We start from the raw sequence: 14,476 nt of genomic DNA, 5'->3' as shown, positions 1-14,476 counted from the left end.
TCACTTTAGGTACGAAGGAGTTTTTGTTTGAAGGTTTTTGTGGCCCGCCAAGCCATATTTAATCGTAAAAAACAAGTTGTTGCATACGAATTGTTGTTTCGCGATGGTGTAAAAAATAGCTTTCCAAATATTGCAGATGATGCAGCGACAGCCAAGCTGATAATGAATAATCAACTTAACCTCGGCATGCGATATCTCACTTCGGGAAAGAAAGCGCTAATTAATATTGGTCCAGACTCATTACGTCAGGAGCTGTGTGAGTTTCTCCCAGCAAGTGATGTGATCTTAGAACTATTGGAGACTATTCCGCCAACAAAACAAAATTATGAGCGGATAAGAGGCTTATTTCACAGCAACTTTAGACTCGCGTTAGACGATTTTGAATACTCAAAAGAATGGGAACCTTTCTTAAAGCTCGTAAGGTTGATTAAGTTCGACGTCATGGAAAACCCGCTGGACACTATAGTGCCAGTGATTGACATGATTAAAGAGCGAAAGAACATTAAACTACTTGCGGAAAAAGTCGAAACCGAAGAAGAATTCGAGCAAGCTAAAAAGATGGGATTTCAGTTCTTTCAAGGCTACTTCTTTGCAAAACCAAAAATGATTGAGCAAAAAGACATTACTATCAATTATGTGATAGTCATGCTCATTTATGAAGAAGCACTCAAACCGAATATGAGTATTACGCGATTAGCCGAGTTGTTTGCTCAGGACACTGCGCTTGCGTATAAACTGCTAAGGCTTATTAATTCCGGCGTATTTCCGATCAAAAGTCGTATCGAATCTTTAAAGCAAGCCCTGGTATATTTAGGAAACGAGCGTGTAAAAAAGTTTGTAAACTTAATTATGACAGCCCACGTAGCCGAGGGAAAACCGACAGAATTAACACGCCTTTCTATCGTTCGTTCACGGTTTTGTGAACTTATCGCACAGCAAATATCGCCAGGGCTTGCCAATATGAGCTTTATGACAGGGTTATTTTCTCTGCTTGATGCCATTCTTGACAGGCCAATGGAGCAGGTTGTAAACAAGCTACCTTTTCCTGAGCAACTCCATGATGCTTTGATAGGCAAACCCAACACACTATATTATATTTTAAATATCGTTAGAGCCTATGAGTCTGGAAGCTGGTGGACTCTGCAGGATGCGTGCAGTTATTTAAACTATAAAGACGAAAACCTTCCTGATTTTCATGCCGCTGCGATAAACTGGGCTGATATGTATAAAAACCGTGTGTATTGATGAATAGAATTATTGCGATGGATGCGATCCGCGGGTTCGCGCTGCTTGGCTTGCTTTCCATGAATATGGTGCATATGGCCAATTTTGAGTTGGGTTATGTACCAGCTCAAACTGCCCACTATCTTGATCCGTTCTTCGCAATGGTTAACAGTATTTTCTTTGATGGTCGATTCAGAACCTTATTTGCCATGTTATTTGGGGCGGCATTGTGCATTCAGGTAGCAAAGACAGATGATCAGAGCCTTGCAAGACATCGACTAACATGGTTAATGGTTTTCGGTGTGTTACACGGTCTGTTGGTTTGGCCTGGAGATATTTTATTTAATTATGCGTTGAGTGGATTTGTAGCGCTACGATTTATAGATGCGAGCGACAAAAAGCTAAACCGCTATGCGATTGGATTCATTTTAGTCCCTTCTATTGCTATCAGCTTATTGCTATTAATTGATCCAGAACCACAAATAAATAGAACTTCAGAAGTCTACCTCGAGTTTTTGCAGCAAATTCCAGCAAGCTACTTAGAACTACTCATCCTTAATAGCCTGTACTTTATCATTATTAGTTTGCTTATCCCGGTTATTACTTTGTGGTATACCGCCGGGTTAATGCTACTTGGTATGCGTTTATATCGAAGTGGAATGTTTGATTTAGAGCGTACTGAACCTATTCATAAAATTAATTTGTTTGCCGTTGTAGCCATTATTTTGTCATTTGTAGGCTTTGTTCTTGAGCGTAAGCTAGGCGTCGAGTTTTTTGAAGGAATAGATTGGATCCTTGCGATACCCGTTGCGTTGTTTTATGTCGTTGTAATTAAGGCGGCAATGCGAGGTGCAAAACATCAACTTTGGAGTTTACAATGTGTTGGGCGCCTAGCGCTTTCGTTTTATCTTCTCCAGTCAATTGTGTTTGTAAGCTATTTTTACTTTATAAACCCGAACGCTATCAGCACTTGGGAGCGGGTGGATTATTTCTCGGCATTTGTAATTGCGTCTATAATTCAATTAGCCCTTGCGTCTATTTATTTTAAGTTGTTTAAGCAAGGCCCATTTGAGAAGTTATTGAAGTTGCTAGTAATACGAAGAGCCCGCTATGATTAAAAAAGTACTAATTGGGGTAGTGCTATGGATGGTGTGTTTTAGTGTTGATGCTAAACAGTCTTTAAATGTCTTGTTTGTTAATCCTTCTGTGCCTGGTGAACCATTTTGGCAGCGCGTCCAAGGCATTACAGAAGCGGCAGCGGATCAATTCGATATTAGATTAGATGTGATCTATGGAGAAGGAAACCGAATTATACAGCTTGCTGAGCTTAAAAAATATTTGAGTTATCGTGCTACTCCCGATTATGTCATCCTTATTAATTATCCTGGTGGTGCCGAGGAAAGCCTAAAGCTTTTAGAAAAATATGGTATCAATCATATTACTTTAGAAGAAACGATTTCTGGCCCTGAAAGGCAAGCGATTGGTAATCCAAAAGAACACTATAAGTATTGGCTTGGGGAAGTGCATCACGATAATGACCAAGCCGGTTACGATTTGGCAAAGCAGCTATACCAACAAGCTAAAACTAACGGTCATGAGACAATTTACCCTATTGCTATCAATGGTCACTATGGCACAGAGTCAGATATTAGAAGTAACGGTGCAAAGCGCTTTTTTGATGAAGTTGGCGTGGTGGTTCAGCAAACTGTCTACGCCGGCTGGTCAAAAGAACAAGCGCTTGATAAGACTAAGAAATTGTTGCACCGCTATCCAAAAACAAACCTTATTTGGTGTGCGTCAGATTTGATGGCGATGGGAGCTATCACCGCAGCAGCATCAAGCACCTCACAAATAGTGTTTGGTGGATTTGATTGGTTGTCTGACACTTTTGAGCTTATTGAACACAATGAGATGCAAGCATCCGTTGGTGGACACTTTATGATGGGGGCTTGGGCGTTGATTTCGGTGTACGATCATTATTATGGGCACCCTTTTTGGAAGGATAACACTGAACTTGCGTTTGATTTAACTGTGATCACCAAGGAAAATCTAGCTGACTATTACTGGATAAAGTCAGCGAAAAACTGGCAATCTATCGATTACAAGACAATGAGTCTTAGAGGAAAGCCTAAAGAGCAGTATCATTTTTCTCCTGAGCTATTAAGAAAAAGTTTGCAAAAGTAGAAATGCAGTAGTGTAAAGTGGTTGAAGCGATTACAATACGGGTTTTTACTCAAAGTGGTTGTATCGTGACAGAGCAAAAGCGCCTCAATAAATACATCAGTGAAACTGGATTCTGCAGTCGTCGAGAAGCTGATGACTTAATCGCCTCAGGCCGTGTCAAAGTAAATGGAATTCTACCAGAAATGGGCACCAAAGTGTCTGATGCTGACACTATCATCATTGATGGTAAGCCTTTGAAAGCAAAGCCAAAGGCTGTATTTATTGCTTATAATAAACCTGTTGGTGTAACTTGTACCACCGAGCGAAAAATCAGAAGCAATATTGTCAGTGCAATCAACTATCCTGAGCGTATTTTCCCTATTGGTCGCTTAGACCGTCCATCCGAAGGATTAATTTTCTTGACCAACCAAGGCGATATGGTCAATAAAATCCTTCGCGCCGGCAATAACCATGAAAAAGAATATGAGGTTGTGGTCGATAGGCCCATTGATGAGCGCTTTGTAAAACGTATGTCCTCAGGTGTTCCAATCCTTGGCACTGTCACAAAGCCTTGTAAAGTTCGTAAAACCGGGGCTAAGTCATTTACCATTGTATTGACCCAAGGCTTAAATCGTCAAATTCGCAGAATGTGTGAATATCTAGGATTTGAAGTAACACACCTTAAACGTATTCGGATAATGAATATCGATCTAACTGGCCTTAGCTCTGGTAAGTGGCGTCACCTTAGCGAAGACGAAATGCGAGCGATTAATCACGCCACAGAGTCATCGAGTAAAACGCAAGAGGCATCAGCGGGTGCTGGTGCGGGAAAACAGCATGATAAGCCTAGAAGTGAAGTTAGTGAGGTTGGTCGTCCAAAGCAAGATAGGCGAGCGCATAACAGCAAAGATCGAACAACTGAACTCGACAACCAAAATAGCGTTAAGCCTAAGCCAAAAACGCGAAATGGTGAACAAAATCACAGTCACAACAAACGTAAGTCAAGCCCAAAGCCCAATGCTAAGCCTGCAAAAAGGGTCAAAGGTACTTTGTCCTTAAATAAGAATAAGTGACCTGAAGTTCGGAAATTAAGCAAAGAGTAGGGCAATGTAAAGCCCCTTGACAGCTTAATTAGAATGGGCAAAACGAAATAAATAAGGGCTATAGAAATAGCCCTTATTACATTTACTCAAACTGTTACTTTTCATCATCAGGTAGAGTAACGTTCAATTCTAATACTGCTAAGTCATCCTCGTTTTGTTCAAACTGGACGTTGACAGCATCCGAATCTACTTTCACATATTTACGAATAACATCGAGGATATCTTGCTTAAGTTGTGGTAAGTAGTCAGGTGTACCACGCTTTGAGCGTTCGTGCGCAACGATGATTTGCAGTCGCTCTTTCGCTAATGATGCGCTATTTTTTTTCTCAGAACGAAAATAATCTAGTAATGACACCTTACCCTCCAAAGATCCGTTTGAAGATACCTTTCTTCTCAACTTGTAAGAAGCGGAAATCAACGACTTCACCTAATAAGCGGTTAATTGCATCGCTGTATGCTTGGCCTGCATCAGACTCTTGGTCTAAGATAACCGGTTGACCTGAGTTCGACGCATTAAGTACTGCTTTTGATTCAGGTATTACACCTAGTAAGTCAATCGCTAGAATTTCTTTTACATCGTCTACCGACAACATTTCACCGCTATCTACCCGCTCTGGGTTATAACGTGTAAGCAATAGGTGTTCTTTAACCGGCTCTAGGCCCATTTCAGCGCGCTTCGACTTGCTTTGTAGAATACCTAAAATACGGTCTGAGTCACGAACGGATGAAACTTCAGGGTTAGTTGCTACCACGGCTTCATCAGCGAAGTACAATGCCATCATTGCGCCTGCCTCAATACCTGCAGGGGAATCACAAATGATGAAATCAAATTCTTCTTTCATCTCATTTAACACGCGCTCAACCCCTTCTCGAGTGAGGGCGTCTTTATCACGAGTCTGAGAAGCTGGAAGAATATAAAGTTTTTCAACGCGCTTATCTTTAATCAATGCTTGATTTAAATTTGCTTCACCGTTGATAACGTTGACAAAATCATAAACAACGCGACGCTCGCATCCCATGATTAAGTCGAGGTTTCTAAGACCAATATCAAAATCGACAATGGCTGTTTTATAACCCTTTAGCGCTAAGCCAGTACCAATTGCTGCACTTGACGTTGTCTTACCAACACCGCCTTTACCTGAAGTTACGACAATAATTTTTGCCATCTGATTTATCCTTTGACCAAAGCTGTAATTTTTAATGATTCGTCTTGTTGTGTTATTTGAGCAGCTTGACCCCAGTGTTCACCTTGCAGCGAATCACTGATCCAATAACTCCCGTTTATAGACACCAGCTCAGCTTCTAAGCGCTGACAGAATATACTCGTGTCTTCTTGGCCTTGCGCACCTGCGATTGCACGACCACGTAAAGTACCGTAAATGTGCACGTTACCATCGGCGATAACTTCTGCACCATGACTTACAGCACCTAGCACGATCAGATCACGGTCTTTAGCATAAATTTGCTGACCACTACGTACCGTTCCGTTCACAATTTGAGCAGGAAGATAAACTTGTTTTTCTACTACTTCTGCTGCTTGAGATTGTGATGGGGTACTCGGTTGCACATCCCTTGAATAGTTTAGTACAGAAAACCCGGCTTCTTTGGCTAAGTCGTGCTGACTTTGAGTACCGCTACACACACCCACTGGATTGAGCTGTAAATCGACCAGTGTTTGCTTTAACTCTTTGAATTCTACAGTTTGCTCCTGAACATCAGCTAAATTAACGACAATTGGTGCACCTTGAAAAAATTTAGGCGCTTGCGAAATTTTGCTATCAAGATCTTGCCTTAACTTGGTCAGATCTAAAGAAAACAACTGCAGCACAGAGAGTGTAAATAGATTTCCTTTTAGTTCGAATGTTTGATTTGCCATATGTACTCAAATTTCTGTTACAACCGCCGCTAAAGCCTTATCTAGCTGACTTTAGCGCGTAGTAAAACTTTCCACAACTTACTAATAGCATGGTATAGTGACCGCCCATGATTAGCAAGAATTTATAGGCTTATAATGCTCACTGCCATATACAAAAGTCCAAAAAAAGCGGATACCTATCTTTTTGTAACTAAAAGAGATGATTTTTCCAATGTCCCTGCACCGTTAATGGAAACTTTCGGCACTCCTACCTATGTCATGATTATTGACCTTGCGAGAAGAACAAAATTGGGAATTGCTGATCTTGAAACGGTTAAGCAAAAATTAACTGACGATGGGTTTTACTTGCAACTTCCACCGCATACAGAAAGCTTGCTTGATGAATTTAGAAAGCAAAACGGAGTAACAGATTCGTGATAAAAAAAATTTCCCTACTAGTAGCCTCAGTTTGCTTGTCCACATCAGTCTTTGCTAATACTCAAGCGAAGTTTGATGAATACCTCAAAAACTTAAAACAAGAAGCGATTGACAAGGGCTATACACAACAATTAGTTGATGAGGCTTTTGCAACAGCAGTATTTAAGGAAAAGGTGATTAAGGCTGATAAATCCCAGCCAGAAATTGTCGAAACACTAGAAACTTATTTACCCAAGCGCGTCCCTGAATGGAAAATCCAACAGGCTCGCAAACTCTACAAAGAACACCAAGAATCTTTAGAAAAAATAGCAAAAGAATATGGCGTACAGGCACGGTTTATTGTTGCCCTGTGGGGCCTTGAAAGCAACTTTGGTCGTATTCAAGGCGGCTATCCAGTCATTAGTGCGTTGGTGACGCTTGCTTTTGATGGTCGTCGAGAAGCTTTGTATAAAAGACAGTTGTGGGCTGCGCTGGATATTTTAAGAGATGGTCACATCGGTCTGGATGATTTCAAAGGATCGTGGGCAGGAGCAATGGGTCAAACTCAGTTTATGCCAACTTCATTTACGTCTTATGCTGTCGATTATAATAAAGATGGTCGTAAGGACATTTGGACGACACAAGAAGATGCTTTTGCGTCAATAGCCAATTACCTGAAAAGTGTGGGCTGGAACGACGATCTCACTTGGGGTCGCCAAGTTAAGCTACCTGAAGGTTTTGACAATAGCTACATTTTAAAGCGTGGTACTAAAACGCACAGCGAATGGTTAAAGGAGTGGAGTAAATCAGAGCGTTCATTGCAGGAGTGGCAAGCGCTTGGTCTTCGTAGGATGGATGGCACTGACTTGCCAAAAGTGAATATCACAGCCGCTTTAGTGATGCCAGATGACGCCAATGGCCGGATGTACTTGGCTTATGACAATTACAAGGCTTTAATGAATTGGAATAGATCTTATTACTTTGCCTCAAGCGTTGGATATTTATCTGACAGAATAGGTTACCCAAAGATTTAGCCACAAAGTCAGACTTAGCCCGCTCGAATAGCGGGCTTTTTTATGCCTATTTATTGGATGATAAAGCTTGCTTCGCAGGCATTAGATTTGCAGTAAACAAAAAAGACATATAGCAAAGACGAGTAGTATTCATAAAGCAATAAAAAAGGCAGCGTCCAACTCGCTGCCTTTTGGTTGGGCTAATGTATGCAAGTGTCAATAGTAGGACAAAGGTTGAACCTTGCCCCAAAAGACTCGGTACGAAAATAACGTATATGCAATTAAGGTCGGCACCACAATGACTACGCCATATAATAAGAAAGTAAGAGCCGATGCGTCAGCGACCGCTTCGAAGATGGTTAGCTTGCCTGGCACTACGAATGGGTAAAAGCTATAAACTAAGCCGAAGAAGCAAAGCACAAAGATAAATGCTGAAATCAGGAACGGTAACCAAGCACCATTATCCGGCGACTTTGGTAGTTTCTGTAACACAAGTTCTAAAATTACAAAGAGCGACAAGCAAATAATCGGGGCTGGTAATACGACTAAGGCCATCGGGAGGTCAAACCAACGCTCATAGATCCACTCATTAATCGCTGGGTTGATGATAGATACGAGCAGCACCCCAACAAAGGCTACTCTCGCAAATTTTTTGCACCAGCTAATAGCATCTTGCTGCAATTGCCCTTCACACTTCATAATTAGCCATGCAGAACCAATCAAGCCATACGCGCAGACAACGCCAATTCCACTAAAGACCGCAAATGCATGGGCAAGAGGGGTATTTTCAAAGCCTATGACATAAAGCCCCAGCATATACCCTTGCGCAAATGATGTGAGTAGCGACCCAAATTTAAATACTTTGTCCCACCGCCTTTGGCGTTTAACTCTCGCTTTTGCTCTGAAATCAAAAGCGACACCACGCATAATTAAGCCAAAGAGTAAAAACACAACAGGAATGTAGAGCGCCTGCAAGATCATACTATGGGCTTGAGGAAATGCGATAAATGCGAGGCCTACAGCTAAAACTAACCACGTTTCATTAGCATCCCAAAATGGACCGATAGAGGCTATCATAGTGTCTGCGGTTTCTTTATCGTCCAGCGGGATCATCATGCCAACGCCAAGGTCGTAACCATCTAATATTGCATAAACAAGCACTGCGAGTGCCATTAAACCTGCATAGATGAGAGATAGATATTCCGGATTAAACACGAGTCACCTCCTCAGCAAATTCCTTCATGTCGTATTCTTCCACTTCTACAGACTTGCTAGCAGTGTGGAACAAAGTGCGAATATAAGCGTACAGTAAGATTGCGTATATCGTCAGATAGCCAATGAGTGTAAATAAGACGTTTTCTGAGGCAATTGTTGTGACTGCATCTTCAACTCTTAAGATACCACTGACGATATAAGGTTGGCGGCCAATTTCTGTGACATACCAGCCTGCGAGGGTAGCCACCCAGCCTGAGAAAGTCATCGCAACAAGCGTTTTCAGTTGCCACTTCGGTAACTCGCCCTTTTTCCATAATGTAAAACGAGTGACAAACGCAACTAAGATCATCAGCATGCCCATCCCAACCATGATTCTAAAACCGAAAAAGACGGGCTTAACAGGTGGGTGTTCACCTTTAAATTCATTAAGCCCTTTAATTTCACCGTTAACGTCGTGGGTAAGAATAAAACTTGCCATGTTAGGAATACCGAGCGCAAAGTCGTTGCGTCTTTCTTCCTCATTCGGAATTGCGAATAATAGTAGTGGTGCACCTTTCTCTGTTTCCCAAACCCCTTCCATTGCTGCAATTTTTTGTGGTTGATGTTTTAGCGTATTTAGGCCATGCAAATCGCCAACGAAAGCCTGCAATGGAGTAAGCAGGGCCGCAACTGTTAACGCAACGGTTAGCGCCTTTTTGGGGGCATGTTTTTCGTCGTTTTTCAGCATCCGATACGCACTGACACCAGCTATCAAAAATGAAGCCGTCAGTGCACTAGCTAGTAGCATATGGAAGAAGCGATAACCGAATGAAGGATTGAAAATAACTTCAAACCAGTCCGTGGGATATACGATACCGTCTCTAAGTTCAAAGCCCGTCGGGGTTTGCATCCAACTATTCAAAGACAGGATCCAAAATGCGGAAAGCGTTGTACCAATGGCGACGATAAAAGTGGCTAAAGTATGTATTTTAGGTGGTACGCGCTTCATGCCAAACAACATGATCCCTAAAAATGTTGCTTCCATAAAAAATGCGGTCAATACTTCATAACCGAGCAAGGGACCTGCAATATTGCCGACTTTCTCCATAAAACCGGGCCAGTTTGTACCAAACTGAAACGACATAGTAATGCCGCTTACGACACCGAGTGCAAAGGTCAATGCAAAAATTTTGACCCAAAAGCGATAAGCTCTTAACCAAACCGGGTGTTCGGTTAGGTCATACTTGAGTTTAAAAAACGCCAGAAACCAAGCTAACGCGATGGTTATCGTGGGAAAGAGAATATGAAAACTAATATTTGCTGCGAATTGTATTCGCGACAACAACAACGTATCAAGCATGACGCACCTCGCACTTTAAGACTTACGTAATAATTTATCCTTTAAATCTATTACTTTACTCACAGAAGAACCGAGCTTCATCAACGATTGCAATTGCTCTGGTGATAGGCGTTGAAGTTCCGCTGACCACTTAGTGACGGTTTCAAGTAGGTCATGAATGGATTGCATTTGCTGCTGTGCATACACTTCTTCTGGTGAGTTGGCGCTATCTAGGATTTGGTCACGAAGTAGAGTTAGTGTTGGGTCGATTTCCCTTTTTCTTCTCTCTTCAAATACGCGGTTAGCGAGATCCCAAATAGAGCCGTTTGGAGAGTAGTATTCTTTACGGTCGCCGGGAATATGATGCACCTTAACTAGTTGCCAAGATTGCAATTCTTTTATTCCCATACTCACGTTACCGCGTGAAATTTTTAACGCATCGGCGATTTCGTTCGCTGTTAATGGTTTTTCATTAATAACCAACAAACCAACCATTTGTCCTATAGTTCTGTTGAAACCCCAACGGCTTCCCATTTCGCCGCAATGAAGTACAAAATTTTCTATTTTTGGTGATAAGTTCATTGTTCTAAACTTTCAGTAATTATTGAAACTTTAATATAAAGGTCACTTTGACTTAGATCAAGCATTAATTAAGCTCAACTACAACATAGTGAAAGTTAACCTTCCCCGAATATCTATAATTGCCATCCACTGACCGCAAATCAATATAAATTTCAAATCATTGTGATTTAATGCGGCCACAATTACACGGATTATGCTGCACAGCCTCCTACTTTTGCAGCGGTACTCACATGACACGGGAATTTATACATGTTAAGAATCCTCCTTTTCACCTTATCTATCTTTAGTTGCACTGCTTTTGCTGAGCGCGCGACAACCATATTGATCTCCATTGATGGGTTTAGATGGGATTACATTGAAAAACACGATGCAAAGAATATTGCAAATCTTGCGAAGCAGGGCGTCCGCGCGACTAAGCTATGGCCTCAATATCCGACTAAGACATTTCCGAATCACTTATCTATTGTTACGGGTTTAAAACCAATCAATCATGGCATTGTCGATAATTACTTTTGTGATAAGAAGCGTGAAGAGTGTTATAAGATGGGAATGGGTAAAGTGGATAGCTCGTGGATAAGTGGTATTCCGTTATGGAATCTTGTAAAAATGCACGGGTATAAGTCTGCCGCGTATTTCTGGCCTGAATCAGACGCTAGAATCAATGGTATGACGCCTGACTATTACTATCACTATTCAAAACAAGCTGATTACAAGAACCGTCTAAATGAAATACACAACTGGCTAAAATTACCAAAAAGCGAAAAACCATTGTTTGTCGCCAGCTACTTTTCTCTAGTGGATACCATGGGTCATGAATACGGACCAGATCATGAAAAAACGAGAGAAGCGGTACAATTTGTTGATGGCTTAATTGGAGATTTTGTCGCTGTTTTGAAAAGGGACAAAATTAAAGTGAACTTAGTACTCGTTTCTGACCACGGTATGGCAAGCGTAGAGCCAAGCAAAGCCGTGATCCTCGAAGAGCTAGATATACCTGAAGATTGGACGATAAAAAATAGCGGAACGAGGGTGTCACTTTATGCGTTAGGTGATAAAGTCCTTGAAACAGAGACGCTTATACAGCAGTTACGTAAAAAAGCGAATGGTCGTTATAAAGTATTAAATCGTGAGCGAAAACTGCAATTAAATGGCGGTGAGTCTTCTCGTATCGGTGACATTATCCTGCAAGCAAAAGCACCTATTGTCTTTATGCAAAAGGGCAAGCAAGGCTATTATGGTACGCATGGGTATGAGGTGACACCTGATATGGCCGCATTTTTTGTCGCAAGTGGCCCTGCCTTTAAATCGGGTGTAACGATAGAACAAGCTAGCAATTTAGAAGTTTACCCAACACTTACACACATTATGGGGCTTAAGCCACTTAATGAGCTTGATAGTAGGGGGGAAAACCTATTAAAGCTGGTTAGGCAGTAAAACAGGCCATTTATTGTGTTCAGAGCCGATAAATAACGAGGCTCTGAACAAAAGCAGTAAAGCGCGCTACTTTTTATTGGAAGCCTTCATTAATCGTTTTGCTAAAGCAAAGACAATATAGACAAGAACCAAGGAATTAAGGACAAGCAATGCATCTTTATCAGATACGAACATCCATATCGCCGCGAGCGCAAGGCAAGCAAGTGTAAAGTGGCCAACTAGTGGATTGGTAGTCTTTTTCTTCATTAGAACTTCGCTGTATTTATGTTCAGATTATTTTACACCTGATAGCTGAGACAATACCAATAATCCGTTCAAAAAACTAAATATTTTTGGCTATGTGGTTATAATACCGGCACACAGAATGTGCACGTTCTTATTCGTTATTGGTCTGACCAGAAGTTTGATATAGATTAACTGTTTCATTCAAACGAATAGCTAAAATGTCATGGAAGTACATTAAAGAGAATTCTTAGTGGTACAAATAAATAAAGCAAAACATTGGTTAGACCTCAAAAAGCTCATACTCATTCTTGCCACATTATGCGTATTTACTTCGTTGCTAAACGCTCTGTTCTCAAGCTACCAAGTTCAAAAGCAAGTGATGGTAAAAGATACCTTGGAGGCAAATCGCGCTTATGCAACTAAGCTCGCGGATGTTACTGATCTCTTTTTACAATCAGTTTTGATGCAATTAAAAGCGTCGAGCGAAACTATCGCCTCGGAGCTAGATAACCCAGAGTTGGTCGATAACGAACTTAAGCAAATGCTTACTCGAACTCATAGTTTTGATTCAATCGTGCTAGTCAACGCCGATGGAGAAATTGTCGGTGCTCAACCCAGTTCACTCGGTGTTGTTGGGACTACGCTTATAAATGAAGCCGAAACATCGCCACTTCGTAAACAGGCACCTTTCATTGTAGGGCCATTTATCTCTCCCGCCGGAAATTTGATGGTGAGCCCAACACACCCAATGTTTGATAGAGAAGGTAAATTTGTCGGCTTTATCGCAGCTGGGATTTATCTAAAAGGAGATAATATCTTAGGGCGGCTTCTTGCTAACCACCATCATAAGGACAAAACCTATATTTTTGTTACTGGGCCAAATGGTAAACTTATTTATCATCATGACGATCATCGAATAGGACAAGATGTCACTGAAAATGAAGTTGTTGGGTCTCTGCTTAATAAAGTTTCAGGGTCAGCACAAGTGATAAATACCCAAGGCGTTGCGATGCTTGCGGGCTATGCTCTGGTTCCCACAAGTGGTTGGGGCGTAGTAGCACAACGTCCGTTAGAAGTTACCATGTCGCACCTTTCTAATACTATGCGGCACGTACTCAAAACTACCATTCCATTTACTGTACTTTTGTTAATTTGTGTACTTGGACTCGGAACCTTAATAGCAAAGCCCCTATGGCGATTAGCTAAGTTATCAGAGCAAGTGCAAGATGGTAGAAACATAGATTTTCCACATGTATCTACATGGTATTATGAAGCCGCATGGCTTTATCAGGCAATGCACAGCAGTGTTAAGAACTTAGGAGCACAGATCCAACGCTTTGACGATGAAAGAAAGCAAGATCAGCTTACTCATTTATTCAATAGACGAGGAATGGAAAAGTGGCTGGAGACTGCCTATGAGCAGCAAACTCCGTTTAGTATTATTGCGCTCGATATCGATCACTTCAAACATGTGAATGATACTTACGGCCACGATGTTGGTGATGTAGTAATCAGAAAACTCGCCGAGCTGATGCGCACTAATGCACGTGAACAAGATCACTTATGTCGTAGCGGTGGAGAAGAGTTTTTAATGTTTTTGCCATATGTAGACATTGATAAAGCAGACATAATTGCAGAACGCTTGCGTGCATGTACCGCTGAAACTGAGTTTGGTGAAGCTGGGCATATTACGATTTCACTTGGTATCTCTCACTGGCCGCTGTGCTCTGAGGATTTGCATCATGCACTTAAACTTGCAGACAGAAGTCTATATCAGGCGAAAGCAAACGGCAGGAACCGTGTTGAACATGCCGTTTTAGCCAATCACAATGTAGCATAATTGGAAATTTGATATTAAAAAGTGAAATTTGCTCCGAATATCGGTAAGATGCGTTGCAATTTTACCGTTACCAAATTTGGAGCTGTA

At 41.5% G+C, this 14,476-nt stretch carries 14 protein-coding genes; 8 read left to right on the top strand and 6 right to left on the bottom strand.

All coding sequences use genetic code 11. The annotated features are described in order from the left end of the window. Window positions 1-27: 27 nt before the first annotated feature. The 4 genes from ABMY45_RS08755 (at window position 28) to rluF (ending at window position 4,460) form a co-directional block, all read left to right on the top strand. Entirely contained in the window at window positions 28-1,245 is a 1,218-nt protein-coding gene (locus ABMY45_RS08755; RefSeq protein ID WP_174169230.1) for an HDOD domain-containing protein, read from the top strand. Next, window positions 1,245-2,342, top strand: coding sequence for a DUF418 domain-containing protein (locus tag ABMY45_RS08750; protein WP_227387912.1), 1,098 nt, complete (start codon window positions 1,245-1,247; stop codon window positions 2,340-2,342). Before ABMY45_RS08755 ends, ABMY45_RS08750 begins: the two co-directional genes overlap by 1 nt. Continuing rightward, on the top strand, window positions 2,335-3,408 hold the full coding sequence (locus ABMY45_RS08745) for an ABC transporter substrate-binding protein (protein ID WP_174169229.1): 1,074 nt from the start codon (window positions 2,335-2,337) through the stop codon (window positions 3,406-3,408). Before ABMY45_RS08750 ends, ABMY45_RS08745 begins: the two co-directional genes overlap by 8 nt. A 65-nt stretch (window positions 3,409-3,473) precedes the next feature. Then, on the top strand, window positions 3,474-4,460 hold the full coding sequence (rluF, locus tag ABMY45_RS08740; protein WP_206472062.1) for a 23S rRNA pseudouridine(2604) synthase RluF: 987 nt from the start codon (window positions 3,474-3,476) through the stop codon (window positions 4,458-4,460). Window positions 4,461-4,584: 124 nt separating this feature from the next. Here the strand turns inward: rluF and minE are convergent, their stop codons facing one another. Genes minE through minC form a run of 3 tightly spaced genes read right to left on the bottom strand, consistent with a single transcriptional unit; the run spans window position 4,585 to window position 6,366 of the window. Next, a complete protein-coding gene (gene minE / locus ABMY45_RS08735; protein WP_010372964.1) occupies window positions 4,585-4,845 on the bottom strand; it encodes a cell division topological specificity factor MinE in 261 nt (86 codons plus the stop codon). A gap of 1 nt (window position 4,846) precedes the next feature. Beyond that, window positions 4,847-5,656 carry a septum site-determining protein MinD gene (gene minD, locus ABMY45_RS08730; protein ID WP_010372960.1) on the bottom strand — a complete coding sequence of 270 codons (810 nt, stop codon included), beginning with the start codon at window positions 5,654-5,656 and terminating at the stop codon, window positions 4,847-4,849. 5 nt (window positions 5,657-5,661) lie between these two features. Next, window positions 5,662-6,366, bottom strand: a complete 705-nt coding sequence (minC, locus tag ABMY45_RS08725; RefSeq protein ID WP_010372958.1) for a septum site-determining protein MinC — start codon at window positions 6,364-6,366, stop codon at window positions 5,662-5,664. Window positions 6,367-6,501: 135 nt separating this feature from the next. Here minC and ABMY45_RS08720 point away from each other — a divergent pair, with 135 nt between their 5' ends. Together ABMY45_RS08720 and ABMY45_RS08715 are read left to right on the top strand one after the other, a co-directional pair. Then, a complete protein-coding gene (locus tag ABMY45_RS08720) occupies window positions 6,502-6,783 on the top strand; it encodes a YcgL domain-containing protein (RefSeq protein ID WP_010605401.1) in 282 nt (93 codons plus the stop codon). Beyond that, entirely contained in the window at window positions 6,780-7,796 is a 1,017-nt protein-coding gene (locus ABMY45_RS08715; RefSeq protein ID WP_010605402.1) for a lytic murein transglycosylase, read from the top strand. Before ABMY45_RS08720 ends, ABMY45_RS08715 begins: the two co-directional genes overlap by 4 nt. A 195-nt stretch (window positions 7,797-7,991) precedes the next feature. On the opposite strand, the gene ABMY45_RS08710 is transcribed toward ABMY45_RS08715, so the two are convergent. Genes ABMY45_RS08710 through ABMY45_RS08700 form a run of 3 tightly spaced genes read right to left on the bottom strand, consistent with a single transcriptional unit; the run spans window position 7,992 to window position 10,890 of the window. Beyond that, complete coding sequence (locus ABMY45_RS08710) at window positions 7,992-8,990, bottom strand: cytochrome d ubiquinol oxidase subunit II (protein WP_010372949.1); 999 nt, start codon at window positions 8,988-8,990, stop codon at window positions 7,992-7,994. Beyond that, window positions 8,983-10,329 (bottom strand): cytochrome ubiquinol oxidase subunit I, encoded by a 1,347-nt coding sequence (locus ABMY45_RS08705; protein ID WP_039495168.1) that lies wholly within the window; start codon window positions 10,327-10,329, stop codon window positions 8,983-8,985. Before ABMY45_RS08705 ends, ABMY45_RS08710 begins: the two co-directional genes overlap by 8 nt. 15 nt (window positions 10,330-10,344) lie before the next feature. After that, a complete protein-coding gene (locus ABMY45_RS08700) occupies window positions 10,345-10,890 on the bottom strand; it encodes a MarR family transcriptional regulator (protein ID WP_010605404.1) in 546 nt (181 codons plus the stop codon). 249 nt (window positions 10,891-11,139) lie between these two features. Between ABMY45_RS08700 and ABMY45_RS08695 the strand changes: the two genes are divergently transcribed. Both ABMY45_RS08695 and ABMY45_RS08690 read left to right on the top strand, forming a co-directional pair. Beyond that, a complete protein-coding gene (locus tag ABMY45_RS08695; protein WP_010605405.1) occupies window positions 11,140-12,324 on the top strand; it encodes an ectonucleotide pyrophosphatase/phosphodiesterase in 1,185 nt (394 codons plus the stop codon). A gap of 475 nt (window positions 12,325-12,799) precedes the next feature. Further along, on the top strand, window positions 12,800-14,389 hold the full coding sequence (locus ABMY45_RS08690; protein WP_206472001.1) for a sensor domain-containing diguanylate cyclase: 1,590 nt from the start codon (window positions 12,800-12,802) through the stop codon (window positions 14,387-14,389). Window positions 14,390-14,476: the final 87 nt, after the last annotated feature.

The sequence above is a fragment of the Pseudoalteromonas sp. XMcav11-Q genome, from assembly GCF_040104525.1.
GTDB lineage: Bacteria > Pseudomonadota > Gammaproteobacteria > Enterobacterales > Alteromonadaceae > Pseudoalteromonas.
This window is presented reverse-complemented; position numbering and strand designations above follow the sequence as displayed.

Bases quoted from the DNA above. Each gene is read 5' to 3' on its own strand.
- ABMY45_RS08695 (WP_010605405.1), top strand. From the start codon at position 11,140: ATGTTAAGAATCCTCCTTTTCACCTTATCTATCTTTAGTTGCACTGCT.
- ABMY45_RS08720 (WP_010605401.1), top strand. From the start codon at position 6,502: ATGCTCACTGCCATATACAAAAGTCCAAAAAAAGCGGATACCTATCTT.
- ABMY45_RS08700 (WP_010605404.1), bottom strand. From the start codon at position 10,890: ATGAACTTATCACCAAAAATAGAAAATTTTGTACTTCATTGCGGCGAA.
- minC (WP_010372958.1), bottom strand. From the start codon at position 6,366: ATGGCAAATCAAACATTCGAACTAAAAGGAAATCTATTTACACTCTCT.
- ABMY45_RS08705 (WP_039495168.1), bottom strand. From the start codon at position 10,329: ATGCTTGATACGTTGTTGTTGTCGCGAATACAATTCGCAGCAAATATT.
- ABMY45_RS08745 (WP_174169229.1), top strand. From the start codon at position 2,335: ATGATTAAAAAAGTACTAATTGGGGTAGTGCTATGGATGGTGTGTTTT.
- ABMY45_RS08750 (WP_227387912.1), top strand. From the start codon at position 1,245: ATGAATAGAATTATTGCGATGGATGCGATCCGCGGGTTCGCGCTGCTT.
- minD (WP_010372960.1), bottom strand. From the start codon at position 5,656: ATGGCAAAAATTATTGTCGTAACTTCAGGTAAAGGCGGTGTTGGTAAG.